General features: G+C 64.2%; 22 protein-coding genes. 12 read left to right on the forward strand and 10 right to left on the reverse strand.

The genetic code is table 11. From position 1 onward, the window contains the following. The coding region (locus tag BLT08_RS18110) for an RNA-guided endonuclease InsQ/TnpB family protein (protein WP_090310798.1) at window positions 1-945 on the forward strand (945 nt) is incomplete at its 5' end. Window positions 946-1,011: 66 nt separating this feature from the next. Here BLT08_RS18110 and BLT08_RS18115 read toward each other — a convergent pair. The 6 genes from BLT08_RS18115 to BLT08_RS18140 all read right to left on the reverse strand — a co-directional run bounded on the left by BLT08_RS18115 (window position 1,012) and on the right by BLT08_RS18140 (window position 6,019). Beyond that, window positions 1,012-1,647 carry a DUF6517 family protein gene (locus BLT08_RS18115; RefSeq protein ID WP_090311333.1) on the reverse strand — a complete coding sequence of 212 codons (636 nt, stop codon included), beginning with the start codon at window positions 1,645-1,647 and terminating at the stop codon, window positions 1,012-1,014. Window positions 1,648-1,859: 212 nt separating this feature from the next. Beyond that, window positions 1,860-2,318 (reverse strand): Tfx family DNA-binding protein, encoded by a 459-nt coding sequence (locus BLT08_RS18120; RefSeq protein ID WP_090311335.1) that lies wholly within the window; start codon window positions 2,316-2,318, stop codon window positions 1,860-1,862. Between the two features lie 111 nt (window positions 2,319-2,429). Next, window positions 2,430-2,981, reverse strand: a complete 552-nt coding sequence (locus BLT08_RS18125) for a hypothetical protein (RefSeq protein WP_090310800.1) — start codon at window positions 2,979-2,981, stop codon at window positions 2,430-2,432. Between the two features lie 193 nt (window positions 2,982-3,174). Further along, complete coding sequence (nadE, locus tag BLT08_RS18130) at window positions 3,175-4,053, reverse strand: NAD(+) synthase (protein ID WP_090310802.1); 879 nt, start codon at window positions 4,051-4,053, stop codon at window positions 3,175-3,177. 354 nt (window positions 4,054-4,407) lie between these two features. Next, entirely contained in the window at window positions 4,408-5,406 is a 999-nt protein-coding gene (locus BLT08_RS18135) for an MBL fold metallo-hydrolase (protein ID WP_090310804.1), read from the reverse strand. 109 nt (window positions 5,407-5,515) lie between these two features. Continuing rightward, complete coding sequence (locus BLT08_RS18140) at window positions 5,516-6,019, reverse strand: TRAM domain-containing protein (RefSeq protein ID WP_090310805.1); 504 nt, start codon at window positions 6,017-6,019, stop codon at window positions 5,516-5,518. Between the two features lie 226 nt (window positions 6,020-6,245). Here BLT08_RS18140 and BLT08_RS18145 point away from each other — a divergent pair, with 226 nt between their 5' ends. From BLT08_RS18145 to BLT08_RS18165, 5 genes are all read left to right on the forward strand, one after another. Further along, on the forward strand, window positions 6,246-7,037 hold the full coding sequence (locus BLT08_RS18145) for an electron transfer flavoprotein subunit beta/FixA family protein (RefSeq protein ID WP_090311337.1): 792 nt from the start codon (window positions 6,246-6,248) through the stop codon (window positions 7,035-7,037). Continuing rightward, window positions 7,034-7,990: an electron transfer flavoprotein subunit alpha/FixB family protein gene (locus tag BLT08_RS18150; RefSeq protein WP_090310807.1), complete on the forward strand. Its 957-nt coding sequence runs from the start codon at window positions 7,034-7,036 to the stop codon at window positions 7,988-7,990. Before BLT08_RS18145 ends, BLT08_RS18150 begins: the two co-directional genes overlap by 4 nt. Before the next feature lie 356 nt (window positions 7,991-8,346). Further along, window positions 8,347-9,615: an ABC transporter substrate-binding protein gene (locus tag BLT08_RS18155; RefSeq protein WP_090310809.1), complete on the forward strand. Its 1,269-nt coding sequence runs from the start codon at window positions 8,347-8,349 to the stop codon at window positions 9,613-9,615. After that, window positions 9,615-12,098: a methyl-accepting chemotaxis protein gene (locus BLT08_RS18160; RefSeq protein WP_090310813.1), complete on the forward strand. Its 2,484-nt coding sequence runs from the start codon at window positions 9,615-9,617 to the stop codon at window positions 12,096-12,098. The genes BLT08_RS18155 and BLT08_RS18160 overlap by 1 nt, the downstream gene beginning before the upstream one ends. A 49-nt stretch (window positions 12,099-12,147) precedes the next feature. Then, window positions 12,148-12,990: a polyprenyl synthetase family protein gene (locus BLT08_RS18165; RefSeq protein WP_090310815.1), complete on the forward strand. Its 843-nt coding sequence runs from the start codon at window positions 12,148-12,150 to the stop codon at window positions 12,988-12,990. Window positions 12,991-13,058: 68 nt separating this feature from the next. On the opposite strand, the gene BLT08_RS18170 is transcribed toward BLT08_RS18165, so the two are convergent. Further along, window positions 13,059-14,180: a DUF373 family protein gene (locus BLT08_RS18170; RefSeq protein WP_090311339.1), complete on the reverse strand. Its 1,122-nt coding sequence runs from the start codon at window positions 14,178-14,180 to the stop codon at window positions 13,059-13,061. Window positions 14,181-14,324: 144 nt separating this feature from the next. Further along, the gene (locus tag BLT08_RS18175; protein WP_090310817.1) at window positions 14,325-16,157 is read right to left on the reverse strand and encodes a hybrid sensor histidine kinase/response regulator; all 1,833 of its coding nucleotides are present in this window, start codon (window positions 16,155-16,157) and stop codon (window positions 14,325-14,327) included. Between the two features lie 172 nt (window positions 16,158-16,329). Between BLT08_RS18175 and BLT08_RS18180 the strand changes: the two genes are divergently transcribed. Continuing rightward, on the forward strand, window positions 16,330-17,325 hold the full coding sequence (locus tag BLT08_RS18180; protein ID WP_090310819.1) for a radical SAM protein: 996 nt from the start codon (window positions 16,330-16,332) through the stop codon (window positions 17,323-17,325). Between the two features lie 154 nt (window positions 17,326-17,479). On the opposite strand, the gene BLT08_RS18185 is transcribed toward BLT08_RS18180, so the two are convergent. Then, window positions 17,480-18,661, reverse strand: coding sequence for a helix-turn-helix transcriptional regulator (locus BLT08_RS18185; RefSeq protein WP_090310820.1), 1,182 nt, complete (start codon window positions 18,659-18,661; stop codon window positions 17,480-17,482). A 371-nt stretch (window positions 18,662-19,032) separates the two neighbouring features. Between BLT08_RS18185 and BLT08_RS18190 the strand changes: the two genes are divergently transcribed. After that, the gene (locus BLT08_RS18190) at window positions 19,033-20,295 is read left to right on the forward strand and encodes a DUF7096 domain-containing protein (protein WP_090310822.1); all 1,263 of its coding nucleotides are present in this window, start codon (window positions 19,033-19,035) and stop codon (window positions 20,293-20,295) included. 48 nt (window positions 20,296-20,343) lie between these two features. After that, entirely contained in the window at window positions 20,344-20,907 is a 564-nt protein-coding gene (locus BLT08_RS18195) for a type IV pilin domain-containing protein (protein WP_090310823.1), read from the forward strand. A gap of 31 nt (window positions 20,908-20,938) precedes the next feature. On the opposite strand, the gene BLT08_RS18200 is transcribed toward BLT08_RS18195, so the two are convergent. After that, on the reverse strand, window positions 20,939-21,562 hold the full coding sequence (locus tag BLT08_RS18200; RefSeq protein WP_090310825.1) for a methyltransferase domain-containing protein: 624 nt from the start codon (window positions 21,560-21,562) through the stop codon (window positions 20,939-20,941). Between the two features lie 158 nt (window positions 21,563-21,720). Here BLT08_RS18200 and ahaH point away from each other — a divergent pair, with 158 nt between their 5' ends. Genes ahaH through BLT08_RS18215 form a run of 3 tightly spaced genes read left to right on the forward strand, consistent with a single transcriptional unit; the run spans window position 21,721 to window position 24,528 of the window. Further along, window positions 21,721-22,053, forward strand: a complete 333-nt coding sequence (gene ahaH / locus BLT08_RS18205) for an ATP synthase archaeal subunit H (RefSeq protein WP_090310827.1) — start codon at window positions 21,721-21,723, stop codon at window positions 22,051-22,053. Next, on the forward strand, window positions 22,040-24,259 hold the full coding sequence (locus tag BLT08_RS18210) for a V-type ATP synthase subunit I (protein WP_090310829.1): 2,220 nt from the start codon (window positions 22,040-22,042) through the stop codon (window positions 24,257-24,259). The genes ahaH and BLT08_RS18210 overlap by 14 nt, the downstream gene beginning before the upstream one ends. A 5-nt stretch (window positions 24,260-24,264) precedes the next feature. Further along, a complete protein-coding gene (locus BLT08_RS18215) occupies window positions 24,265-24,528 on the forward strand; it encodes a hypothetical protein (protein ID WP_006089740.1) in 264 nt (87 codons plus the stop codon).

Genomic DNA, 24,528 nt, shown 5'->3' on the forward strand with positions numbered 1-24,528 from the left:
TACATCCGTTGCAATCAGTACACGCTCGAATGGGGCAAGCGTAGCCGTCTCGAAATCCCCGTCGGGCAAGACCTGAAAGAAGAGTACGGTCTTGGCTACCACGAGCGCCTTCGCCTCGAAGTGCGCGGGAACCCGAAGTGGGATGGCAAACAGGGCCGTCTCGAAATTACCTACGATGAAACGAGCGATACGTACCGAGCTTTTCAACCTGTCACCGTGCCTGATTCTCGGCAGGATTCACCACTGGCGGATGAAACCGCCGCTCTGGACGTAGGCGCGAATAACATCGTAGCGTGTTCGGTTTCGACCGGCTCGCAGTACCTCTACGAAGGACGCGACCTGTTCGAACGGTTCCGCGAGACGACGACGGAAATCGCCCGCCTACAGTCGAACCTTCCCGAAGGGCGCTACAGTAGCAACCGTATTCGGCGGCTTTACCGACAACGGACGCGCCGACGTGACCACGCGATGAACGCCGTTGCCCGCGACCTCGTAGAACGGCTCTACGACGACGGCGTTTCAACGGTCTATGTCGGCGACCTAACCGACGTGCTCGAATCTAATTGGTCGGTTCGAGCGAACGCAAAGACGCACAACTTCTGGGCGTTTCGCGCGTTCATCAACCGTCTCGCCTGCGTTTGCGAGGAATACGGTATCGTCCTCGAAGCGCGGTCGGAAGCGTGGACCTCCCAAGAGTGCCCCGACTGTAGGGGGCGAAAGGCGACTGTGCGCCACGAGGATACGTTGACGTGCCCCTGCGGTTTCGAGGGTCACGCGGACCTCACGGCGTCGGAGACGTTCTTAAAACGCGAAACGAGCGGCGAAGTCGGGCCGATGGCACGGCCTGCACGGTTCAAGTGGGACGACCATTCATGGTCAGCGTCATCATGCGCTTGTCCCAACGAACAGCGTGCGAACCCGCAAGTTGCCTCCGTGGGTCGGTAGCCGAACCCCCAACGGAGGAATCTCGCCCCTTTAGGGGCGGGAAGATGTCAAGGTGGGCGCCTCATCTCAGCCGGCGGGCTCGATCGTCCGAATCAGGTCCGCGACCGTCTCTCGGTCGGACTCCGGATCGACCTCGAGCCCGGCCGGCAGTTCGCCCCCGTCGGTCGCACCGGCCCCGTCGACGACGTCACTTCCGTCCTCGAGCGGCAAAATTCCGCCCGCCATTCCGAAACTCGCCTCGGTCGGCCAGACGGCGATGTGGGCCTCCGCGTCGAGCCACTCGTCCTCGCCCGCCGTCAGGTCGGGGGAGACGGGGTAGCCCGCGTCGAGGACGAACCAACTACCTTCGGCGCCGTTCGTCGCTTCGAACTCGAGGGTATTTCGCGTCCCGTCGACGCGCAGCCCCTCGTCCTCGAGGGTCGTGACGAACTGCGACTTCGCCTTCGGCGCGGCCTTCTCGAAGGCCGATTCCGGGGCCATGCCGAGATCCGAGAGCGACGGGGAGAACGTCACGTCGACGGTGAACAGCGAGCGGACCGGAATCTCGCTCGCGCCCAGCGCCGCCAGTCGGTCGGCGCCGTCGGTCGGTTCGTACACCGTCGTCTCGGCGGTGATCGACGCGAGAAGCACGCTCGATTCGCCAGTCCTGGTTCCCAGCGCTCGCCACGAGTCGGCCAGCGACGCCGGCAGGTCGATCGTCATCGCTCCCACGTACGCGGCCGTCGCCTTTCGCTCTGGCGGTCGTTTCGAATCGAGAGAATCACCATACGGTGAGCGATTCGGGTGCACTCGAGAGACACAGCCCGTTCGCGTTGACCGGGTGGGCCCAGCGCGCTCGAGGTGATTAGTGACGGAGGCTCACGCTGGTCTCCGCTGCAGACGCGCGCCGGTTACTGACTGCAGGCGCAGGCCGGTCACTGCTGATGTCGCACGCGAACCGTTCCGTCGGCGGTAACGCCGACGATCAGCGGCGTCGAAATCTCGCGGCCTGACACCGCAGCGCCCGCGGCGTCGCTGACGACCTTCATCAGGTCCGGCGCGGTGTGGTCGACCTTGACCCCCTTCTCGTCGCAGGCCTCGTAAACGAGCTGTGGCACGTCGTAGAGGTCGGTTCCCTCCGGGACGCGAACGCGAACCGGTGCCCGTAACGCCTCGGCGAAGGCGACCGTCTCGCGGGCCTTCTCGAGGTTCTCGCGACCGCTCGACTCGATCGAGGAGACGTTCGCCCGCGACGTTCCGAGCGCGTCGGCGATATCCGCCTGGGAGGTGCCGCGCTCGCGAAGCGCGAGCACCTGTGCCTGTCGGCGTGTCAACACGCTCGTCTCGGCGTCGAACCCGATCTCCTCGAGTAGCTCCTCGACCTCGTCGATCACGGCGACCACCGCGTCCGTTCGACCGACCGCAGACCCCCGAGTTCGGTTTCGCGTGCACTCATACGATACACTAAGCCGGCGGCGGGATCAAAGCTTTCCCGATCCGACGGGTTAGTTGCCGTCGGTCGCGGTCGCCCGCGCCCGTTCGTGGTACCAGCCGCCGAACGCCCCGAGCGGGACGATCAGCCAACCGGCGAACACCGCGCTGAACAGGAGTGCCGAGACCGAGACGACGACAGCGAACACGACGAGTTGTGCCAGCGCCAGCGTCCCGGTCGTGAGGCTGACGGCGGTCAACACGAGCGAGACACCGACGGAGCCGCCGATCATACCGGCGGCTGCCGTACACGCACCCAACAGTGCGCCCGTGAGCGGGTCCAAGGCGTCCGCGTCGACCGCGCGCCAGCAGAGCGTCCCGACGACGAACGACGCCACCACGCCGAACGGGGCGAAGAGGAGTCCGAACGCGGCGGCGAACTCGAGATCGTTCGTGCCGGTGACTGCGGGAACGGCGTCGGTCAGAAGCAACAGGCCGGTGGCGACGAACCAGATGGTGATCGCGAGCACCCCCGTAGCCGCCATCGCGATCCCGGCGCCGACGTCGCGTCTGGACGCGTACGGCAGTCGGCCGGGACCGAAGCGCCGGCAGATCGAATCGGACATCGAGTAGACGGTACAGGCGAAACGAGTTAACAGTGCGTCATTTTTCGACGGCTGAGAAGGGAGAGGCGATCCAGTCGACGGCAGGCGAACCGGCCGAACACCAAAGACCAGTTACGCGACTGCCAGCAGTCGTCACGGTTTCGAGGCCGCCGACACCTGCGAGGACGTGCGCCAGGCGAGTTGTTCGGGATCGCTAGAACGGATGTTCTGACCCCTCTCGAGTCGCCGGCGTCGGGGGGAGTCGCCGTTTGTGTCGCATACTGGCGTACCAGTCGGCGATCCGTTCGACCGCCGCAGCGTCGACATCGACTCGTTCGGCGACGGACGCGACAGCCAGCCCCTCGTCGACGTGTGATCGCAGTATTCGATCCACGGCTTTCGCCTCGATCTCGAGTTCATCACCCGCGAACTGACCTGCTCCAACAGCAGGAAACGCGGACTGTGCGACGAGATCCGTGGGAATTTCGAGCGCGTCAGCGAGCGCTCGGACCTCGGTCCCGTACAGGTCGCCCAGCGGGAGACAGTCGACCCCTGTATCGGCGTGTTTCGTCAGCGTCCCGAGGAACCGGTCGGTTCGCGTCGCCGTCCCGACGACGAGCGCGTTCGTCGTGTTCGCGACGTAGTACGAACAGGCCATCCGCAGTCGGGCTGCGACGTTCTCCATCGCGACGAGATCGTCGGCCGGTTGGGCGGTCGCACCGATGACCTCCTGAAACGCGCCGAGCAACGGCTGGAGCGGGACCCGGCTGTACTCGATATCCAAGACGGACGCGATGGCCTCCGCGTCCCGCGCCGCCGCCTCCTGATTCATGTAGGCCGGCAGAACGAGCCCGGTAACGCGGTCCGAGCCGAGCGCATCGACCGCGAGCGTGGCGGTGACTGTCGACGCAAGTTCACCATCGAGGGCGATCACGACGCCGTCGGCGCCCGCGTCGTCGACCTGTTCCTCGATGAACGCCGGGACGATCTCCTGAAGCCGTGCCAGCGCGTCGGGATCGGTCGCGAGTCCGTCGTCGTCCCGCGTGAGCCCGTCGCCTCGAGCGCGACCGACCGCAGCGGCGTCGTCCGTCATCGCTGACCGGTTCGCAGTGTACGAGACGGTTGCTCGACCCCGCACAGGTCGATCGATCGTTGCGAGTGACTCGAGGAGCGGTCACGGACGAACCGATGACCGTCCCCCCATGGGACTGTCGAAGAGATACTCATTCACTTCGAACACCGTCTCCCAACCCACATAGGCATTTCCTAGCCACATCATTCCACAATTGGACAGTGTTTGCATACTTAGTATGATATTCATACACCTGTCTGATGGCAAGATCGCTCGGCTGGAGAGGAGGTGAAACGGGACGATAAGGGACGAAATGGGACGGAAAGGACGAAATGGGACGATAGGGGGCGAAAACAGGACGAAAGAAGACGGGTGTCAGTACTCGAGCGTCCAGCGCTCTTCGTCCTTCGCGGCGAGTACCTCGCTCACGCCGTCGGCCAGCCGGTACTCGTCCCCCTCGCGAACGACGGTTCCCGCGCGCTCGAGATGCTCGAGGTGGGCGTACGACTCTCCCGGTCCGTGGAGAATGTGGATACTCTCGAGTTCGCCGAACAGGTCCGCGCTGACGGTCCACGTGTCGCAGGGCCCTTTGCGATCCAGCGCGTCGAGCACCCGAAACGCGCGTTCCTCGTGGTGGTCGATGATGTACTGAGCCCGGCCCGCGGGGTCGTCGATCGGGTCGCGGTGGCCCGGCCACGCCCGGTCGTAGTCGGCGTCGACGATCCCCTGGAGCGCGCGGAGGTACTTCTCGAGCGGTTGGTCGACCCGGACGTCCGCGCCGCCGACGTTCGGGGTGTAGACGGGCAACAGCGCGTCGCCGGAGACGACCTCCCGGCGACCATCGAGCGTCGTCTCGAACATCGAGAGGCCGGCCGCGTGGCCGGAGGTGTGGACGACCTCGAGGTCGTGGTCGTAGCCCTCGAGCGAGAACCGGTCGCCGTCTTCGAACGACGTCACGGTCGGCGACTCGTTCGCGCCGCCGGCGGACGCCATCCGCTCCTTGAGCACCGCCTGTTTCTCCTCCGGCATGCCCCACTCGTCGAAGTATCGGTGTTGCAGGTCGTGCATCGACTCCCAAGCGTCCTCGTCGCCTTCGATCAGCGGCGCGTCGGCCTCGTGCGCGTAGACTTCGGCCCCGCTCTCGGCCTGAATCACGCCCGCTAGCCCGGTGTGGTCGCCGTGCCAGTGCGTGAGGAAGATCCGATCGACGTCCGCGAACGCGAGTCCGCGCTCGTCGAAGGCGGCCTCGAGTTGCTCGCGCGTCGTCTCCATCCAGTCCCCGGTATCGATCAGCACCGTTTCCCGCCCGTCCGCGAAGAGGTACGCGTTGTTGTCACCTTCGAACGCCGAATTCGACAACGAAATCCGATCCATGAGATTGTATCGCACGAGTGATGAGAAAACTGTTGTGACCGCGGCGGTTCACGAACGGCGAAAACGGCGACTGCTCGATGACTGTCCACTCATCGAAACGCACGGCGCCTTACGAGCCCCAGAAGTTCTCGCGGCTGCCGAGGCGTTCGCGTTTCTCCGCCGCGGACTCCCTCGAGTCGTCTCCCGCCTCAGTCGACGCGTCTCCGTCACTGTCGTCGGAGTCGTCGGAGTCGTCGATCGCGTCGGCGTCTTCGGTCTCCTCGCCCTCTGCATCCGGGTCCATCGGGAGGAGTTCGAGCTCCTCCGCGCGGGCGTGGTTGCTGTGGACGCGCGTGATTTCGACGCGAGCGCGAGCCTCCGGCAGGACGCCGTCGACCATGACGATGAACCCGTCCTCGGTTCGACCGACGCCGGCACCGCTTTCGTGCATGTCGACGACGTCGACGACGACCTCCTCGCCCGCTTTGACGGGCTGGGTCTTCAAGTCCTGGATCGGCTGGCTGTAGTGATTGCACCACTCCTTGCCACCCCGATCACCGTAGTGGCTACACCCCATTCCCGAGATCCGCTCGGAGAAGCTCGGACAGTCGTCGGCAAGTGGACAGTCTGCCATAGCGCGTACTACCAGTGGCGTCGTTAAACCGTTTCCGTCTCGCAGATCGACGGCTGTCTCACCGATCGAAGGCTGCACTGTAGAAAACGCTGGTAACGTCTCCCCGGCTGTTCGCCGGGGAACGTAATACGTACCGGGTGAGTCGGCGACGACTGGAAAATGAACGGCTCCCATCTGAAAGCGCGTTTCGAAAAGATTTACGGTACGGACGTTGCAGTGATTGATGATGAAAATCCTCGTTACGGTCAAAGAAGTCGCGACCGTCGAAGACGAGTTCGAGATCGAGGGTACTGAGATCGCCGATCAGTACCTCGGTGCCGACCTCAACGAGTGGGACGATTACGCCATCGAAGAGGCCGTTCAGCTCCAAGAGGCCGGCGTCGCCGACGAAGTCGTCACGGTTACCATCGGTCCGGAAGACTGCGAACAAACGATCCGCCAGGCGCTCGCGAAGGGTGCCGACCGCGCCGTCCGCGTCTGGGACGACGCCCTCGAGGGCGTCGACCTGCTCGACGTCAACGCGAAGACCCAGATCCTGAGCGCCGTCGTCGAGGAAGAGGATCCCGACCTCGTCCTCACCGGCGTCCAGGCCGGCGACGACAGCTTCGCCGCGACCGGCGTCTCCGTTGCCGAAGAGATCGGCGCCCAGTGGGGGGCCGTCGTCAATCACCTCGAGCACGAGTTCGACGACGGCGTCGCCTCCGTGCGACGCGAACTCGAGGGCGGCGTCGAGGAGCTCACCGACATCGAGCTGCCGGCCGTCCTCACGATCCAGACGGGTATCAACGAACCGCGCTACGCCAGCCTGCGCGGCATCCGCCAGGCCCAGCGCAAGGAACTCGACGTGCAGGGGCTCGCAGACCTCGGCGTCGACGAGGGTGAGATCGAAGGCGACCTCACGCTCACGGACATGTACGAACCCGAGAGCGAGAGCGACGCGACGATCTGGGAGGGAAGTCCCGAGGAGACCGCCGCCGAGTTAGGTGAGATGCTCCGCAACAAGGGGGTGGCGCCATGACGGACGTCCTCGCAGTAACCGAACACCGCCGCGGCGAACTTCGCGACGTCAGCTACGAGATCATTACCGCGGGCCGCCAACTGGCCGACGAGACCGGCGGCGACCTGCACCTCGCCGTCATCAGCGGCACCGTCGACGACTTTGCGGAGAAACTCAACCGCGAAGGCGTCGACGCCATCCACACCGTCTCCCACGGTGAGGAGTTCAACCACGACGTCTACACGCAGGCGATCACCCAACTGTACGACGACCTGGCGCCGCAGTACATCCTGACGCCCAACAGCGTCAACGGCCTCGACTACGCGCCCGCCATCGCCAACGCGCTCGACCTCCCCGTGGTTACCGACACCATCGGCCTCGAGACCGACGGCGAGACGCTGATCGCCACCCGCGAGATGTACGGTGGCAAAGTCGAGACGACCAACGAACTCGAGGGTGCCGCAGTCGCCACCATTCGGGGCGCCGAGTGGCCCGCTGCGGAGGGCACCGGCGACGCCTCGGTCGAGGCGTTCGACGCCGAGATCGATGAAGACGCCGTCGGTTCGACCGTCAACGGCTTCGAGGAAGTCGGCGGCGGCGACGTCGACATCAGCGAGGCCGACGTGCTCGTCAGCGTCGGTCGCGGGATCGAGGAGGAGGAGAACATCCCGCTCATCGAGGAACTCGCCGACGCACTCGACGCGACGGTGTCGTCCTCGCGTCCGATCGTCGACAACGGCTGGCTGCCGAAGAACCGCCAGGTCGGCCAGTCCGGGAAGGTCGTCACGCCGGACGTCTACATCGCGATCGGTATTTCGGGGGCAGTCCAGCACGTCGCCGGGATGAAAGGCTCCGATACGATCGTCGCGATCAACACGGACCCGAACGCGCCGATCATGGACATCGCCGACTACGCGATCCACGACGACCTCTTCGACGTCGTCCCCGCGCTCACCGAAGAGTTCGGCGGATAGACGCTAGACCACGGGGTTCCTTTTTTGTAGACAGGCTTTACGTCCCGCCGAGAGCGGTGCGCTCGAGAAACGTCGTGACTCCCGCGGAACGCAAAAGAGGTGCCAACACCTGAGTCACCGCCGCGAGATCGACGCCGAGCGGATTGCCGAGATCTGGCAGAGACAGTACGTCGCTCCAGCCCGGCGACCACTGCTGTCGTCTATCGCAACCGGCAGGGAAGACGCCGAGCGCGACGTCGATCGAGGTAGCCAGTCGGCGCTCGAGCGCTGGACCACCGGAAGAACGTGTCGTGTTATTGTATCACAGTTGATGACTGCCCGACATAGCTATGTATCAGTGATTAAATACGGTTTGTATGTCAGTCCGACTGAAACGCCGGAAGCTCCTGTCGGCCGCGGGCGTCGCTGGACTCAGCGGCCTCGCCGGCTGTCTCGGTAGTTTCTCCGGGTTCGACGTTCGCGACGACGACGACGGAGATGGAGGCGGTACCGATCGAACGATCAAACTCGGAGTAATGCTACCGCTCAGCGGTAATCTCGGCTCCGTGGGAGAGCCGATTCGGGACGCCGCGTTGCTTCCGATTACGCAGGTCGAAGACGAGATCGATCTCGAGATCGAGTACGAAGTCGTCGACACGGAAACCTCGCCGTCGGCGGGCGTTCAGGGAGCCGCCCGCCTCGTCAACGACGGCTATCCGATGGTCAACGGGCCGGCGGCCTCCGACGTGACGCTCCAGGCGACCCAGCAGGTGCTCATTCCACACCGAGTCGTCAGCTGTTCACCGGCGTCGACGACGCCGACCATCACGGCCCTGAACGACGCCGGACTCGTCTTCCGGACGGCGCTGTCCGACTCCTTACAGGCGGCTATTCTCGCAGACCAAGCGGTGACGGACCTCGGTCACGAGACGGCGGCGACGCTGTACGTGAACAACGACTACGGCTGGCAGCTAACCCAGGCGTTCGCGCAAGCGTTCCAGACGACCCACGGCGGGACGGTATCGGCGCAGGTTCCGGTGGACGAGGAGAGCGACTCCTACGCTGATGCGATCGAGCAGGCCGGAACGGACGACCCCGAACTCCTGATCGTAATCGGCTACCCCGAGACGGGCGCACAACTGTTTTCGGATCTGGGCGACGACCTCGACGAGATCGACGTGCTCGTCACGGACGGACTCCGAGACGGCGGCCTTCACGACGAGGTCGACCATTCCATCGACGGCATTCGCGGCACGGCGCCGCTGGTCGGCGGCCCCGGCGAGGAGTTCTTCGCCAACGGGTTCGAAGACGCGTACGACGCCGAACCGGGGATTTTCACGGCCCACGCCTACGATTCGACGGCCGTGCTCTTGCTCGCCAACGCGTACGCCGGGCAGAACGACGGAACGGCGATCAGAAACGCCATGCAGACGGTAACGAACGAGCCCGGTGAGGTGATCGAACCGGAGACGCTCGCCGAGGGGCTCCAACTCGCGGCACAGGGCGAACCGGTCGAGTACCAAGGCGCCTCGAGCGCCCTGTCGTTCGACCAGAACGGCGACGTGACGGACGCGACGTTCGAGTACTGGGAGTTCGATCGGGAGGCAGATGGCGGTATCGCCGAAATAGATCGGGTGACGACCTAATGTCGGTCCGCGAGAAACTGGTCCCGTCGTTCATCAGGCGGCGATACCTCGCGAAGTTCGTGATCTCGATTCTGGTGGTCGTCCTGGTCATCGGCTCGGTCGGCGCCGTCAGCTACGCCGCCATCGACGACACGGTCAGGACCGATTCGAACGAGCAACTCGAGTCGACCGCGGAGTTGCAGGCGGACGGAATCGGCGAGTGGGTCGAGTCGATGCGCGTCCAGACGCGGACGGCGTCGGCCTCGCCGGTGTTACAGGACGGCGATCCACAGGAAGTACAGGGTGAGATCGTCGAGGCGCAGGCGCGGATGTCCGTCGACGTGCGGGCGATCCACTACGTCGACACCGAGAACGACGAGGTCGTTACGAGCACGGACGCGGAACTCCGCAGCCAATCGCTCGCGGACGTCGACGACCCGTGGGCGACCACCGACTTCCAGGGCGAACTCGCCTTCGACGATGCGGTGTGGAACTCCGAGCAGGCCTACACGTCGTCGTCGCTCGACGACCAGGTGATGGCCTTTGCCAGTCCGGTTTCCGAACGGGACGACCGCGTCGTCGTCGTCATCGGGACGCTCGAGTACCGCGTCCAGCAGCTTCAGCAGGAAGGCGCCTCGTCGTCGACGGCTATCGTCGACGCCGACGGAACGCCGGTCCTGCAGTCCGAGAACGCGTCGATCGACGAGGCGTCGGTCGACGACGAGGCGCTCGAGGCCGCACTCGGCGGTCGACTGACGCGCGTCGACGACGGCGAGTTCGTCCGGGCGTACACGCCGGTCGGCGACACGCAGTGGGTTGCCGTCACGAGCGTCCCGACCGAACAGGCCTACGGCGTCGCGGCCGACGTCGGCACCAACGTCATCGCGATGGTGCTCGTGAGCCTGATCGCGCTCGGCGTCGTCGGCGTCGTGCTGGGTCGCCAGACCGTCGTCCCGCTCGCCGAGTTGCGCGATCGGACGAAGGAGATGGAGGAAGGGAACTTAGACGTCGATCTCGAGACGTCCCGGGCCGACGAGATCGGACGGCTCTACGAGGGCTTCGACAGCATGCGCACCTCGCTGCGGAATCAGATCGAAGAGGCCGAGAACGCCCGACGAGATGCAGAGCAGGCGCGGACCGAAACCGAGACGATCAACCGCCACCTCGAGACGAAAGCGGACGAGTACCGCGACGTGATGGCCCAGTGTGCCGGCGGAGACCTGACACAGCGGCTCGATCCCGAGAGCGAAAGCGAGGCGATGGCCGATATCGCCCGCTCGTTCAACTCGATGGTCGACGAACTCGAGGAGACGACCGCTCACGTCAAGACGTTCGCCACCGAGGTCGCGACGGCGAGCGAAGAGGTGACGACGAGCGCCGAGGAGGTTCGATCGGCGTCCGAACAGGTGACGGTGTCCGTCCAGGAGATTTCCGACGGCGCGGACGAACAGAACCAGCACCTGCAAGCGGTCGCGACCGAGATGAGCGGCCTTTCGACGACGACCGAGGAGATCGCCGCCTCCTCGAACGAGGTCGCGGACATCGCCGAACGGACGGCCGAAACGGGCCGTCACGGCCGCAAAGCGGCACAGGAGGCGATCGACGGGATGCACGAGATCGAATCCGAGTCGGCCGAGGCCGTCGAGGCGATCCAGGCGCTCGAGGCGGAGATGGAACAGATCGACGAACTGGTCGAGTTCATCTCCGAGGTCGCCGAGCAGACGAACATGCTCGCGTTGAACGCCAACATCGAGGCCTCGCGCGGAGCCAACGACGACAGCAGCGGGTTCGCCGTCGTCGCCTCGCAGGTCAAGGAGCTAGCCGAGGATACGAGAGAGACCGCCGAGGACATCGAGAAGCGACTCGAGCGGATCAACGAGCGGACCGACCACACCGCGGCGGAGGTCGAAAAGACCGCCGATCGGATCTCGACGCACGTCGACTCCGTCGAGAACGCGGCGGCGGCACTCGACGAGATTGCAGACTACGCGAGCCAGACCAACGACGGCGTCCAGGAGATCTCCGCGGCGTCCGAAGAGCAGGCGGCCTCGACGCAGGAAGTCGTTGCGATGACGTCGGCCGCGACCGACATCTCCGAGACGACGGTGCAGGAGGCCCAACACGTCGCGGCCGCGGCGGAGGAGCAGACGTCGGCGCTCGCCGAGGTGTCCGAGAACGCGAACTCGCTGGCCGGACAGGCGGCACACCTCAGCGAGGCGCTCGACCGCTTCGATACCGACCGAAGCTCGCAGTCCTGGTCGACCGACGCCGACCCCGAACTGACTGACGAAGCCGACGGAGAGGCCGAGACGGGAACTGAACTAACATTCGAGGCGGACGAACAGACCGAGACGGACGGTGAACAGATTGATGGCGAACCGACCGGGACGGATACCGAACAGACCGATGATGGAGATTCCGCAACGGCGGAGCCGGAAGCGGACACGTCGGAGCCAGCACAAACGGATCAGCCGTTCTCGTTCGATGGCGTGGACGAGTCCTGAGTTCGGCTGATCCGTCACCTACTTTGTACCCCCGTCCTAAGCGCTGGCAATGGAACGTCTGGAGCGTCGTCGGGCGCTGATCGAGGAGCGCCTCGTCGAGGTGATCGACGCCCTCGAGCCGGACTCGCTCAGAGAGGAGATCCGCCACACGGCGCTCTCGGGCGGCAAACGCGTCCGGCCGATGGTCGCACTGCTAGCCTGTGAAACCGTCGGCGGTACGGCTGAAGACGCGGTTGACTTCGGCGTCGGGATCGAACTCGTCCACAGCGCGTCGCTCGTCATCGACGACATCATCGACCGCTCCGAACTGCGCCGCGGGACGACCAGCGCGTGGGCCGAGTTCGGCTACGGGCCAGCCATCGTCTCGAGCGACGGCCTGCTCGGGGAGGCGTTCGCCCTCTTTTCGGCGGACCCGAAGGCGACGCAGGTCGTCGCCGAGGCGATGGTCGAACTCGGCGTCGGCGAGGCGACGGAGCTGTCGGCCGAGCCGGAGACGGAGGAGGAGTACATGACGCTGGCGCGGCGCAAGACCGGGGCGCTCTTTCGGGCCGCCGCCGAGCTGGGGGCCATCGCGGCCGACTCGGATCCCGTCACCGTCGAAGCGCTCGGCGAGTACGCCGAACGCGTCGGCGTCGCCTTCCAGATCAGAGACGACGTGCTGGACGCAGTCGCAGAGCCCGAAGAGCTGGGGAAACCGACCGGCCACGACGCCGCCTTAGAGCGGCCGTCGGTCGTCCAGGTCACCGATCTCACCCCCGAGGAGGCCAACGCGCGCGCTCGAGCCGAGTCGGACCGCGCGATCGACGCGCTCGACCGGGTCGAGGTCGCCGATCCGGCGGCCAGGGACTACCTGCTCGAGCTGGCGGAGTTCGTCGTCGAACGCGAGCGGTGACTCGAGGCGAGACCGCGGAGTGACGATCCTCGTATCGACGTCCACGCATTCTCCCGCGAGCGCTGTCGCTATACGCGCTGTCTCGTCCCGTCGTCGGTCTCGCGGTCGCTCTCCTCGTCCGAAAACCGCGACTCGAGGACGGCGAACGTGAGGGTACTCACGATGCCCAGCAGCGTCCCGACCGTCAGCGCCGTCGCGAGGTAGTTGATCTCGACCTCGTTTAAGAAGTACGCGCTCACCGCGTGGAGGACGATGGCGATCGAGAGGACGTAGAAGGGGGCGTTGAGGTACCGCCACTCGAGTCGACCCGCGATGTACTCGTCGGTGATCTGGCCGAGACTGGTGGTGAGACCGGCGGCGGCGATCCACTGGATCGAGCCGTAGGCGAACGCGGCGAGCATGACCGGCGCGCCGATATCGTCCGCGGTAGCCCCCTGGACCTCCTCTAAGGTGTTCATCCCGCTGACGCCGCCGAGGACGAACAGGGCCGCGGCGACGACGTAGGCGAGCAGGGTCGTCCGGCCGGCGTACAACGACCGTCGGCCGCGTTCGACGGCGGCGTCGAGTCGATCGCCGAGACCGAGCCCGCGGGAGATGAGGTAGAACCCGAGGAGCGCGGAGGTGGTCCCGAGCACGATACCGGGCATGTCCAGCACGCTTCCGATCAGCGCGAGCGGATAGATGAGCAGGAGGATTCCCAGCGGAATCAACACCGTCCCTCGCGTCTCGGGGTCGTTCAGCACCTGTTTGATCGTGTAGTACATCGACTCCAAGTTCTGAGCCTGTCGGACGACGACGCGGCGAACGCCGTCGATCGGAACCCGCGACCGAATAATGGGGATGACCGACTCGTCCTGTGCCCCGTCGGTGACCACGAGCGCGGTCACGTCCTCCGCAGTCGAGAGGCTCGCGAGGACCGTATCGACCTCGTCGCCGACCTCCCGATTGGCCTTGACGTCGCCCTCGTCGTTACCGGTGACGACGGCGACTTCGACGCTCTCGTCGCGCCCGTCGAGGTCGTCGTAGATGTGTAACCCCTGAAAGATGACGTTGACGTCGGAGTCCTCCGGGTCCGCGGTCGCGAGGGCGACGGCCGACTCCTCGACCGGGTCGCGGCCGATGACCGGCGTCGAAAAGCCCGTTTTCCGGCCGAGGTCGTCGTCGAGGTCGACACAGAGGACCAGCAGCATCTGCACGAACGTTCGGGCGCGGGGTATTTCCATCTTCTGGGGACGACAGAATTCATCGGACGGCTCGAGGAAGACGAGCCAATCGAATCCGTTGGACGCGTGCTCATTGGGAAGAACCGTTTGCACTCGGCGGGAAGGCCGGCCTTACTCGGCGGAGCGCTCCCCTTCGAGAGTCGTAGCCTTGCGGATTTCGAAGCGCGCACCGCCGTCTACGCTCTCGCTGGCGCTGATCTGCCAGCCGTGGGCGTCGGCGATTTCGGCGACAATGCCCAGTCCGAACCCGGTCCCGTCCGCTGCCGTCGTGTGGCCGAATTCGAAGATATCTCCCGTCTCGGGAAGTCCAGAACCATTGTCTGCGACGAAGAATCCGGCGCCGTCGCCATCGTCGGTTATTCGGCCGACAGTAACGGTCACGTCCTCGCCGCCGTGTTCGATCGCGTTCCGGAAGAGGTTCTCGAGGAGTTCGCGAACGCGTCCCTCGTGGCCGGTGATCGTTCCCTCGAGACTGATCACCAGATTCGCCTCGGCGGTATCGACGCAGGCCCAAGCGGCGTTGGCGAGTTCGGCGAGTTCGATCCGTTCGCGGTCAGCCACGGTGCGGCCGTAGCGGGCGAGGGCAAGCAGATCGTCGATGAGTTCCTCCATGCGGTCGATCGCCCAGCGGGTCTCCTCGATGGAATCGTGGTCACACTCCGTCTCGAGCAAGTCGAGATGGCCCTGTGCGACGTTCAACGGGTTGCGAAGGTCGTGAGAGACGATACTAACGAACTGCTCGAGACGTTGGTTCTGGCGCTCGAGTTCTTCCCGATACTCGACGCGCTCGGTCACGTTTCGGAAGGCGTGGACGGTCCCAGTGAACTCGCCGTCTTCGAGCGGGAGCAGACCAATGTTGAACTCGGTGACACCACGCTCACCCTTCGCGTTGTTCCACTCCATTTCGTAGGCGATGTGCTCGTCATCGTTCGCCGAAGAAAGTAGGTGTCGAACGCGATCGAGATAGTTATCGAGGATTTGTTCGGGGACGAACCCGTCGTCGACTAGTTCCTGAAAGTGGGTTCCCACGATATCCCGCTCGATGCCGAGGTCGTTTGTAAACTCCTCGTTGTGCCAGCGGAGGTAGCCGTCGCCATCGACTGCGAACAATCCAATCGGGGCTGTTTCGACGATCGCTTCGTACTGGCCGAGTTCGCGAATCCGTTGCTTGCGCTCCGTAATGTCACGAATCACGGCGGTCGAGCCGGTTCGTTCGCCTCGTTCGTCGGTCAGCACGGTTACGTTCGCTTCGCCGATCCATCGCTCGCCGTCGTCGCCCTCGACGGTGACTTCGAACCGATCGGACTCGCGGCCGCTCTCGTGCAGTCGACGAACCGTCTTGACGCCGCGCTCGAGCGACGCCCTGCTGATAAACGCCGAAATGTGGGTCCCGAGAATGCGCTCATGGTCGGCGTCGACTAACTCGCAAAACGCCTCGTTCGCGACGGTACACCGGCCCGTCTCATCCAGGACGTACATCGGATCGCTCATCGACTCCACGAGCGTTCGGTAGCGCTCGAGTTCACGTTCGCTCTCCCGGCGCGCGCGAGCCGTCCGTCGGCGGTCGACGGCGTTTTCGATTCGGTTCGCGAGGACCGCGTAGCGATCCAGCCCGGACCCTTTCTGTAGGTAGTCGGTCACGCCGGCCGAGATCGCCTCGCTGGCGATCTCTTCGGACCCCTTTCCGGTGAACAGGATGAACGGGAGGTCGGAATCCTCCTTCCGAACCGCCTCGAGCAACTCGAGCCCGTTCAGTTCTGGCATGTCGTAGTCGCTGACGATGCAGTCGGGATCGTCGCCGTTCGCCAGTCGATCGAGCGCCTCGCGGCTCCCGCTCGCCGTCGCGACGTCCAGTTCGTCGCTCGTTCGCTCGAGTGCGGTCGCCGTCAGTGACCGAACGTCCGGGTCGTCGTCGACACAGAGGACGCTGATCCCGGGAGACATTAGCTAGCCTCCGTTGGGAGGCCACCGTATAATAGTATGCGGCCGAGGGTGCTCGGAACGCGACCGTCGCGCGACCGGGAGATGACCGACGCTCGAGGGTGGCGTGAGCCGTCGACTCACGGCGCGTTCGTTTCGCACGGCTTTTGTGGACGCGCCCAGTACGTTCCCTCGAATGATCTCGAAGGGCTGTGAGCAGTGCGCGAAAGGCGGCAAGATGGTGCTGTTCGTGTACGGCTACTGCGACCAGCGTGACTGCTTTTACTGCCCGCTCGGCGAGAACCGCAAGAACGTCACCGACGTCTACGCGAACGAGCGACTCGTCGAGAGCGACGAGGACGTCCTCACGGAGGCCCACCGGATGGACGCACTCGGCACGTCGATCACCGGCGGCGAACCCCAGGAGGCCCTCGACCGAACCTGTCACTACCTCGAACTGCTGAAAGACGAGTTCGGCGAGGACCACCACACCCACCTCTACACGGGTATTCCTGGCGGCCGCGAGAACATGCGTCGCCTCTCCGAAGCCGGGCTCGACGAAATTCGCTTCCATCCGCCGCTCGAGCTCTGGGGCGAGATGCACGGCACCGAGTGGGAGGAGATCCTCTACATCGCCCGCGAAGAGGGGCTCACGCCGGCGTTCGAAATCCCCGGCATTCGCCCCGAACCGGAGTTCCTCGACTTTCTCGACGAGGGTGCGGCCGACTTCTGTAACGTCAACGAGTTCGAGATGAGCGACGGGAACTACCGCCGGATGCAGGAGGAAGGCTTCGAACTCAAAGAAGACCATATGAGCGCCGTCGAGGGCTCCCGCGAGGAGATCCTCGAGGTGATGGGCGACCACGAGAAGGTCTACTTCTGTACCTCTGTCTTCAAGGACGCCGCCCAGCACCGCCGTCGCCTGAAGCGTATGGCCCGAAACATCCGCCGGGAGTTCGACGATATCACCGACGACGGCACGCTCGTCTACGGCAAGACCCGCGCCGAACCCGAGCGGTTCGAAGCGCTGGGCGTTCCCGAGGAGTTCTACACCGTCAAGACGGACCACGTCGAGATCGCCTGGTGGCTCTTAGAGGAGATGATCGACGAGGGTGATCTCGAGGACGGCGAAATCGTCGAGCAGTATCCGACGTACGACGGACAGGTCGTCGAGCGGACGCCGTTGGTGTGAGTACCGCGAGCGACTGGAAGGAGTGAGCGGCTTTTTGGTGGAGATTTTTGGAGTTGAGCGGGATCGGCGGTCCCGCTAACCGTGTGAACGGACGCAAAGCGTCCGTGAGCAGAGAGCGGTGAGCGGAGCGAACCCGAAAAGAAAGCGGTCGTCGTCAATCCAGTTCGGTCGGATCGACTTCGGGGAGCGTGATGAGATTCTCTCGACCGATCCGGAGCTTCTCGATCTCCTCGTCGTCGTCCATCTGCGAGAGGAGTTGGGAGACCTTGGCGTTCGACCAGCCGGTCTCTTTGACGATCGAGGCCTGTTTCATCCGCCCGCCGTTTCGCGTGAGCATCCGGAGGACGCGCTCTTCGTCGCTCAACAGTTCGGGATCGATACCGTCGTCGGGTTCCTCCTCGTACTCGAGTCGCGTCCCGGCGGCGTCCCGGTCGCCGACAGCGTCCACTGGGTTGTCAGCCGCAGACTGAACTGCGGTCCCGCCGTCGGTGCCAGTCGCGGACGTGTCCTGATCGCCTGCTCCGTCTCGAGCGGCGGCCCGCGAACGGACACTGGTGAGGAATCCGAGGAGGCCGAGTTGGGCGATCCGCTCCGAAACGCGCTCGAGCGGGGCCGGAAGCTCGGCGTTCTGGTCGCGGCGGGCGAAGAGGTAGCTCCCGATTCCGACGGCGAAGACGACGCCGACGACGCCGGCGATCAGCCAGTTCGGGATTCCCATGGAGGATGCAGGGCCGGCGGAGCCGCCGCCACCGCTGCGGACGAAGACGATCTCGAGTTCGTGGTCGTTGAACTCGTAGGGTCCGTCCCAGTCGAGTTGCGTGGGTGTCTCGAGGGCGTACGCGTCCGGATAGTCGATGACGAGACGTTGGATGCTGTTCAACGAGAGCCAGACGCCGTCGTCGGTCTGGAAGACATCGCCGAGATAGATGCGATCGTTTTCGGCCGTCGCGAAGTTAGTCCAGGTGAGCGAGTACGTGATGGTACCGACGCGAACGTCGTCGCCGTCTTCGTGATCGATCGCTTCGCCGTCAATGTCGTCGACGTCGTCGACGGACTCGACCCGTGGGTCGTCCCAACCGGCGTCCCGAATCGTCATCTCGCGGTCGGTTCGGTCCGCAGCTTCGCTCGCGAGATGTTCGAACTCGCGCGGATCGACGTTGGGGTCGCGTTCGCCTGCCAGAATGGCGTCGGCGTAGTCGTTGAACTCGTCGACATCATCGTCGTCAGTCAGGATAAAACGGCTCTCGATCGACCAACGGGCGTCGCCGGTCTCGTCGATCTCGATCCGGAGCACCTGTTTCGCACCGGCCTCCGCGGGCGGGTCCTCGATGGCCATCGCTGGTGCGAGACTGGCGGACGAAACCGACGGCGAGGTGTCAGACGTCGAGATCGACGGGGAAAGTGCGAGTGGAGTCGACTCGAGGGAGTCGTGACCCGTCGGTGTGGGGTCGTGCGGGGACGCCGACGGGGCGGCGGCCACCACCCCCACGGAAGACGTCACGAGGAGGGCTGTGAGGGCAATTGTAATCGCGGTGGATAACCGCATGCGTACCAACCGGTGGTTTCCCCGGGGAAAAAACACTTTCCATCGGAAAATAACGCGTTACTTTCGGGTGGAAACTCCTGTTTCAGGCCTGTAATCGGCCACTGGACGGATCCATCACTGGTGCGACCAGTTTTTGTATCAGGAGTCCTTATGGTGGGGCGATGAACAGTGCGACGCCCGTCGTCTTCGCGGTGTTGCTCGTTACGTCGCTTCTGGCGATGCCCGTCATCGCGGCGGGACCGGAAGCCGACGACGCAACACGCGATGCCCCCGACCCGCAGTTCCAGCAGTTGACCCTCCAGCAAGCGTCATCGTCGCCGGTCGAAGCCGAAGATACGACGAACCGCCTCCAGCTTTCCGGTGAGATCAGGGAAGAACGAGCCACGTACGGAACCGATTTCGGTCTCACACTCGCCGCCGTGGACGATCACCTCAGGGTCGATCACGAGCAGTACACTATCGTCGACAGCGAGTTCGATACCGCGACGGACGAGGAGCGAGAGAATATGATCAGAACGGCGAACAATCGGATCGCCGATCGAACCGAAAATCTCGAGCAGCGCGAACGTGATGCGGTCAGAGACCACGCCGACGGTGAGATCACCGATACCGAACTGATACAGACGCTGTTGCGAAACTACAACGAAGCAGAATCGCTGCTAAACGCACTGAACGAGATAGACGACCGAACGGATGCGGTGCCTGGATACTCGCTGTCGAACCAGCAGGTCCGTGCCGACGAAGCGGCGCTCGACCTCCACCGAACGTCGCTCCGGGCGAACCTCGACCAGGCGAGCCAGTCGTCCGGCTGGGACGAACGGCCCGACGTCCGAATTCAGACGTCGGAAGATGGCTACAGCCTCTCGATGATCGAGGGTGACATGTACATTCTCGAGACGGTTCGGTTCGACAACCGCGACACCGGCCCCGACGTCGAAAACCAATTCGAGGACTATTCGAACTCCGAGACGATGGAGGCCGCCACGGAGCACTATCCGTGGGCGGGCGGTGAACAGAGCTGGTCGAGCTTCAACGACTACGGCGAGCAGAATCTCTACTTCGTCGAGATGGAGGACGACCGAAACCACCTCCAAGTGTACCTCGACGGGGGAACGGGAGACGTCTACCGCGAATCACAGGAACTCGCGCTCGAGTCGCTGCCCGAAGACAACAACAGATCGTGGATCAACGACGATATCGATCTCACGATTACGGAAACGCCCGTCAACGGGCCGGTAGAAGTGAGAGTAGCCGATATGGTCACTGACGACCCCGAGAATGCGACGGTTTGGATGAACGGGGTAGAACTCGGCGAGACCGACGACGACGGCACGCTGTGGCTCTTGCCGCCACTCGATGACTACGAGGTGTCGATCGAGTCGGACTCCGGGAGCGTCGACACGAGGACGGCGAATAGACGATAGCATCGTTCGGCCGTACCTTTATATCGGAACGAGCGGCCACGATGGGGCGTGTCACTCCGCTCGAGCGAACCGTCGATCTCCGACCGGAACGTCGAACACAAGAGCGACCGCGCCAGCAAGGGGAGCGCCGACGAAACGACGTTCGGCTACGACACTCGAGCCGTCAGCCGACTCGTCGGCGTGCTCGCGCTGGTCGCGATAACGGTCCTGCTGGCGACGATGGTCGCAGTCGGTGCCAGCACGTGGTCGCTCGAGTCCGCCGGGCCGACCGCGGCGTTCGATCTTACGGTCGACGGAGAGGAGTCGACGGTTGCAATCGATCACGTCGAGGGCGACGCCGTCGACGTTGCCGAGCTGTCGGTACAGATTACGGTCGACGGCGAGGGACTGGCCGACCAGCCGCCGGTGCCGTTCGTCGGCGCGGACGGATTCGACGGTTCGCCGACGGGGCCGTTCAACGCGGAGAGCGATTCCGAGTGGCGGACCGGGGAGCGCGCGGGCGTCACGGTCGCCGGAACGAACGATCCGGATATCGAGTCAGGCGATACAGTCGGCGTCACGCTCGTCGTCGACGGGACCCGGATAGCGACGCTCGAGGCGACGGCGACGTAGCGTAGCGGTAGCGGAGACCGATAGTCCGCGATTACTCGGGAGCGCGACCGATCGTCGTGATCGCGACGTCCGGATCGTAGGATGGGCCCTGAAACAGGTGTTTGACGTCCTCGAACCCGGCTCGTTTGAACATCCGGTCGGCCTCGTACTCGTCGTAAAAGAGCATGATCGAGTCGGCGAGTTTCTGTGCGACGAAGCTGTCGGGGTAGTTCGGCCCGACGACGAGCACCTGTCCGCCGGGTTTCAGGACGCGGCGGAACTCCCGGAGCGCGAGGATCGGATTCGGCCAGTACTCGATCGAACCGGACGACCAGACGACGTCGAACGTGTCCGTCGCGAACGGCAGCCGTTCGGCGTCGCCGCGGTGGAAGTGAACCGGCGGAGCGCGTTTTCCGAGTTTCGCGTAGGCCTGCTCGAGCTGGTGCTCGCTCTGATCGAGCGCGTACACCTCGTCGACGTGCTCGAGCAGCCCTTCGGTCGCGAACCCGGTGCCGCAGCCGACGTCGAGGACGGTCGCGTCGGCCTCGAGATCGAGCAGTTCGAGGGCGTCGGCGCGCATCTCCTCGTTCCAGATGAAGGGATTAACCTGGTCGTACACCTTCGAGAGGTACTTGTAGAACAGTCGGGCTCTGGCCTTGTTCTCGAGGATTCCCATTAGGGGTGGATTTTATCCGGATCGGGATATGTCTGCTGTTCCCGTCGGTCACGAAGGGCGATTAATCGATACAGACCGACGCCCCCGTGGGCGGAATCGCTGGATGACTTTCGCAACTACCATATACGCGCCCTTGTAAACGTCCACCCGCTTAGAGTATGCCGAGGCCAGAGGTTCTCGAACGAATACAGTCGGCGGAAGAGGAAGCCGACGAGATCGTCGCATTGGCACAGAACGACCGCGACGAGCGAATAGCCGAGGCCCGGAAACGTGCCGAGGAGATTCGCACGGAAGCGGAACAAGAAGCGCGGGATCTCACGGAGCGCCAGCTAGAGGCGGCGCGCGAAGAGATCGACGAGGAGTGCGAACGCGTCCTCGAGGAAGGAGAACAGGAGCGTGCGGCGCTAGCCGAACGTGCCCAGGATCGGGTCGACGAAGTGACGAACCACGTCGTCGAACTGTTCCAGGAGGACGTCCATGCTCAGACCTGAACGGATGAGCAAGGTCTCGGTGACCGGTTCCAAGGGCGTCATGCCCGCGGTCATCGAGACGATCCACGGACTGAACCTGGTTCACCTCTCGGACTACGACGGCTCTTGGGAGGGGTTCGACAACGGGAACCCCATCGAAGGAGCCGACGACGCCTCCGAGAAACTGGTGACGGTCCGCGCCCTCGAGAGTACCCTGAAGCTGTCGGCCGACGAGGCCGAACCGGGGGCCCTCGAGGAGAACTGGGAGTCGCGCCTCGAGGAGATCCGAACGCGGGTCAACGAGCTCGACGACCAGCGCAGCGAGACTCGCGAGGAGCTTCGACAGGTCGAAGAGAAGATCAGTCGGGTCGCTCCCTTCGCGGAGCTCGGAATCGACCTCGACCTCCTGTCGGGGTACGACACGGTCGACGTCGTCGTCGGCGAAGGGCCGCGCGCCCAGGTCGAAGACGCCGTCGCCGCGTCCGACGAGATTCGAGCCTACGAGACGTTCACCGGTGGCGACGTTGTGGCTATCGTGGCTGCACCCACCGCAGACGCCGGCTCGAGTCCGATCGACGACGCCCTGGTCGGCGTCGAGTTCACTCGGCATCCGGTGCCGGAGACCGACCAGACGCCGAGTGCGTACGTCGACGAGCTGTCGGAACGTAAACGCGAACTCGAGTACGAGATCGAAGATATCGACGCCGAACTCGAGCAGATCAAGGCGAACGAGGCCGGCTTCCTCCTGCGTGTAGAGGAGGAGCTAACCATCGAGGTTCAGCAGGCCGACGCGCCGCTGCAGTTCGCGACGACGGGTCGGGCGTTCATCGCCGAAGGATGGATCCCGAGCGACGAGTACGACGATCTCGTCGCGTCGCTGAACGACGCCGTCGGCGAGAGCGTCGAGATCGAAGAGCTCGAGCGAGCGAGCTACGACCGTCACGGGAAAACCCACACGGAGGATATCCAGCAGGGTACCCAGGCGGCGAAAGACGACGAAGATGCGGCTGCGGAAGAAGATGGCCAGCAGCAGAAGGCCATGACGGACGGTGGCTCGGCCGTGACGATGAGCGACGAGCCGCCGACGATTCAGAAGAATCCGTCGGCAGCCAAGCCGTTCGAAACGCTGGTACAGGCGGTCAACCGACCGAAGTACAACGAACTCGATCCCACGATCTTCCTGTTCCTGACGTTCCCGCTGTTCTTCGGGTTCATGATCAGCGACGTCGGGTACGGACTCTTGTACGTGCTGACCGGATTCTACATGTACCAGAGCTTCGATAGTCCGGGGATCACGAGTCTCGGGGGCGTCGCCATGTGGTGTGGCGCGTTCACGATCTTCTTCGGGATCCTGTTCGGGGAGTTCTTCGGACTCCACGAACTCGGCTACATGATCTTCGGTGACGGCGGTGCGCCGATGGGAGACAAGGGACTCTCGCCAGCGACGGCAGAGTTCGTCAACGCCTGGCTGATCGTCGCCGTCGCACTCGGAGTGCTTCACCTGAACATCGGCTGGATCCTCGACTTCGTCGAAAACATCCAGCACGGTCACGGTCTCTGGGGTGCGATCACCCACAGCGGCTCGTGGCTCCTGATGCTCAACGGACTCTGGGTGTGGGTGTTCACGGAGCAGGCAGCGCACGTCAAGCCTGACTTCATCTACACCGCGTTCGACGGCGAGCCGTTCGCGTTCGGATTCAGCGGCTTCCCAATGATGGATCTGTTCTCGATCGGCGGCGTCGAGATTACGCTGCCGCTCCTGGCAGTCATCCTCGGCGTCGTGCTCTTGGCAGTCGGCGACCCGGTCGAACTGGCCGAGTTCGCCATGCCGTTCGCACACGTCGTCTCCTACGCACGAATGACCGCCGTCCTGCTCGCAAAGGGTGGGATGGCGTTCGTCGTCAACCTGCTGACCTTCGGAGCCGTCCAGACGCCTGAGGGGGCACGTCCCTTCATGGCGCCGTGGACTGGCTACGGACCCGAGGACGGACAGGTCATGTTCGATGGCCTGTTCTACATCGGCGACGGAGCAGTCGCGATCGCCGCCTTCGCACTCGGCATTCTCGTGCTGGTACTCGGACATATCCTGGTCTTGCTACTTGGTATCACAAGTGCCGGATTACAGGGTATCAGGCTCGAGTACGTCGAGTTCTTTGGGAAGTTTTATGAAGGCGGTGGAAAGAACTACGAACCGTTCGGACACGATCGAAATAACAGCGAGGACTAACTACAATGGCACTTGAACTCGGACCTGAACTGGCGGATGTTGCACTGCAAGCAGAAGAAGTGAGCGGCCCAACCCTCGAGAACGAAGGTGCAGCGGCACTGGCAGTCGGTCTCGCGGCACTCGCAGCCGGATATGCAGAGCGCGGTATCGGCGCCGCTGCGGTCGGCGCAATGGCCGAGGACGACGATATGTTCGTTCCAGGCCTGATCATGACCGTCCTTCCAGAGACGCTCGTGATCCTGGCACTGGTCGTCGTCTTCATCGTCTAA

It is taken from the genome of Natronorubrum texcoconense (assembly GCF_900100335.1).
GTDB classification, from domain to species: Archaea; Halobacteriota; Halobacteria; order Halobacteriales; family Natrialbaceae; genus Natronorubrum; species Natronorubrum texcoconense.

Bases quoted from the DNA above. Each gene is read 5' to 3' on its own strand.
- BLT08_RS18115 (WP_090311333.1), bottom strand. From the start codon at position 1,647: ATGACGATCGACCTGCCGGCGTCGCTGGCCGACTCGTGGCGAGCGCTG.
- BLT08_RS18125 (WP_090310800.1), bottom strand. From the start codon at position 2,981: ATGTCCGATTCGATCTGCCGGCGCTTCGGTCCCGGCCGACTGCCGTAC.
- nadE (WP_090310802.1), bottom strand. From the start codon at position 4,053: ATGACGGACGACGCCGCTGCGGTCGGTCGCGCTCGAGGCGACGGGCTC.
- BLT08_RS18135 (WP_090310804.1), bottom strand. From the start codon at position 5,406: ATGGATCGGATTTCGTTGTCGAATTCGGCGTTCGAAGGTGACAACAAC.
- BLT08_RS18140 (WP_090310805.1), bottom strand. From the start codon at position 6,019: ATGGCAGACTGTCCACTTGCCGACGACTGTCCGAGCTTCTCCGAGCGG.
- BLT08_RS18145 (WP_090311337.1), top strand. From the start codon at position 6,246: ATGAAAATCCTCGTTACGGTCAAAGAAGTCGCGACCGTCGAAGACGAG.
- BLT08_RS18150 (WP_090310807.1), top strand. From the start codon at position 7,034: ATGACGGACGTCCTCGCAGTAACCGAACACCGCCGCGGCGAACTTCGC.
- BLT08_RS18155 (WP_090310809.1), top strand. From the start codon at position 8,347: ATGTCAGTCCGACTGAAACGCCGGAAGCTCCTGTCGGCCGCGGGCGTC.
- BLT08_RS18160 (WP_090310813.1), top strand. From the start codon at position 9,615: ATGTCGGTCCGCGAGAAACTGGTCCCGTCGTTCATCAGGCGGCGATAC.
- BLT08_RS18165 (WP_090310815.1), top strand. From the start codon at position 12,148: ATGGAACGTCTGGAGCGTCGTCGGGCGCTGATCGAGGAGCGCCTCGTC.
- BLT08_RS18170 (WP_090311339.1), bottom strand. From the start codon at position 14,180: ATGCTGCTGGTCCTCTGTGTCGACCTCGACGACGACCTCGGCCGGAAA.
- BLT08_RS18175 (WP_090310817.1), bottom strand. From the start codon at position 16,157: ATGTCTCCCGGGATCAGCGTCCTCTGTGTCGACGACGACCCGGACGTT.
- BLT08_RS18180 (WP_090310819.1), top strand. From the start codon at position 16,330: ATGATCTCGAAGGGCTGTGAGCAGTGCGCGAAAGGCGGCAAGATGGTG.
- BLT08_RS18185 (WP_090310820.1), bottom strand. From the start codon at position 18,661: ATGGCCATCGAGGACCCGCCCGCGGAGGCCGGTGCGAAACAGGTGCTC.
- BLT08_RS18190 (WP_090310822.1), top strand. From the start codon at position 19,033: ATGAACAGTGCGACGCCCGTCGTCTTCGCGGTGTTGCTCGTTACGTCG.
- BLT08_RS18200 (WP_090310825.1), bottom strand. From the start codon at position 21,562: ATGGGAATCCTCGAGAACAAGGCCAGAGCCCGACTGTTCTACAAGTAC.
- ahaH (WP_090310827.1), top strand. From the start codon at position 21,721: ATGCCGAGGCCAGAGGTTCTCGAACGAATACAGTCGGCGGAAGAGGAA.
- BLT08_RS18210 (WP_090310829.1), top strand. From the start codon at position 22,040: ATGCTCAGACCTGAACGGATGAGCAAGGTCTCGGTGACCGGTTCCAAG.
- BLT08_RS18215 (WP_006089740.1), top strand. From the start codon at position 24,265: ATGGCACTTGAACTCGGACCTGAACTGGCGGATGTTGCACTGCAAGCA.